General features: G+C 49.0%; 2 protein-coding genes. Both read right to left on the reverse strand.

Annotated elements, in window-relative coordinates; translation table 11 throughout:
• A partial coding sequence (locus D6694_03155; GenBank protein ID RMH46724.1) for a hypothetical protein occupies positions 1–947 on the reverse strand: 947 nt, incomplete at its 3' end.
• Positions 944–1,858, reverse strand: a 915-nt coding sequence (locus D6694_03160) for a long-chain-fatty-acid--CoA ligase (protein RMH46725.1), incomplete at its 5' end; no start/stop codon positions are given. The genes D6694_03155 and D6694_03160, both read right to left, overlap by 4 nt.

A 1,858-nucleotide genomic window follows, 5' to 3' on the forward strand; every position in this document is an offset into this window, starting at 1 on the left:
GCCTGCCGAGCGGCGCACATTTTCATTTCTCGTAACAATTTTGTACCGTCCGGAATGTCAATAAGACGCCGGACTGGCGTGATATCATAATTTATTTCGCTGGCATTTATTAAGGTCAGTAACGCTCGGCCATAACGTTTTTTTTGTTGCTTTGACAGCTCAGGACACAAATACAAATCCTGTAACCGCTGCGGCCTGTGCTGGCTCAGCCAAACCAGCGCCTCATCTTTCAAAACATGTTTTCTCGGACAATTGATTTGACGCGCTTGCTGCTCTCGCCACTCGGCAAGGGATGCGAGTATCGACCAAGCCCTAGGCTCGTTCCCCAGCACCCAACTTCCCTTGACCTGTTGATATGCATCCCGATCGTCAGCAGGTCGCCAATTCGACAACATTTGCATGTCTTGTCGAAAAAAGTCATATAGTCCGCGCTCTTTTAACTGTCTAGATAACAATTCATAGAGTTGAGGCAGATACAGCACATCTTCTGCCGCATAACGTTTCTGTGCATCTGACAAAGGCCGCTTAAGCCAGTCGCTCATGCTCTGTGTCTTGGATAGTGTTATGCCAAGGCATTTTTTGACAAGCGCTTTGAGGCTTAACGAACGCCCCATCCCTAAAAATGCCGCGGCCACTTGTGTGTCAAAAATGTTTTTTGGGATCGCGCGGCTCAATTGATAGAAAATATCAAGATCACCTTCTGCGGCATGTAGAACAAACAGTGTGTCGGACGCAAACATATCTGCCATCCAATGCCATTCTTTTATGGCAGGCGCATCGACTAATACAACGTCATATGGTGTCTTTATTTGAATGAGCGCAGGAATCGGTCGATAGGTGGTGCGCCAAACAAATTCGGTATCAATCGCCAGAAAGGGGACTGCCTGCCACAAAAAAGTGGGTGGCTGTGCCACCCACTGATAACTTAAATGGGTTGTTTGCGTCACGATCGTTTCGCCAGTTCTTCTTTTCTGAGTTCCTTACGCAAAATTTTGCCAACGTTGGATTTAGGCAGTTCGTCCCGGAACTCAATATGCTTGGGCCGTTTATAGCCGGTCAAATTCTCCCGACTGTAGCGCATAATGTCCTCTTCCGTCAGGTTGGGATCCTTACGGACAATAAAGACCTTGACAACTTCTCCAGAGTTTTCGTCCGGCACACCGATCGCTGCGACTTCGAGCACACCCGGATGCATCGCCAGCACATCTTCAATTTCATTCGGATAAACATTGAAGCCGGAGACAAGAATCATATCCTTTTTACGGTCCACAAGACGCACAAAGCCTTTTTCATCCATCATGGCCATATCGCCGGTTCGCAGCCACCCATCCCCATCAAGTACTTTGGCCGTTTCTTCTGGCCGCTGCCAATAGCCTTTCATCACTTGTGGTCCACGCACGCAGAGCTCTCCCACTTCGCCCAGCGCCAATTCACGTCCCGTATCATCAATGAATTTCACTTCTGTCGACGGCACCGGTAAACCGACAGTCCCGTTATACCGTTCCAGATTAAGCGGATTGATGCAGACGGCTGGTGACGTCTCGGTCAAACCATAAGCCTCGAGCAGTGGCTTACCCGTCACTTTGTGCCAACGTTCGGCAACGGCTTTTTGCACGGCCATGCCTCCGCCTAGCGTGAGTTTTAGACGCGAAAAATCCAACGATTCAAAGCCTGGCGTATTCAACAGACCGTTAAATAACGTGTTCACACCTGTCATGGCCGTGAACCGGTATTTGCCAAGTTCTTTGACAAAACCTTTCATGTCCCGTGGGTTGGTGATCAGCAAATTGTGACCACCCAGACTCATAAACGTGAGACAGTTCGCCGTCAACGAAAAAATATGGTAGAGCGGAAGCGC

The organism is Gammaproteobacteria bacterium, assembly GCA_003696665.1.
GTDB lineage: Bacteria > Pseudomonadota > Gammaproteobacteria > Enterobacterales.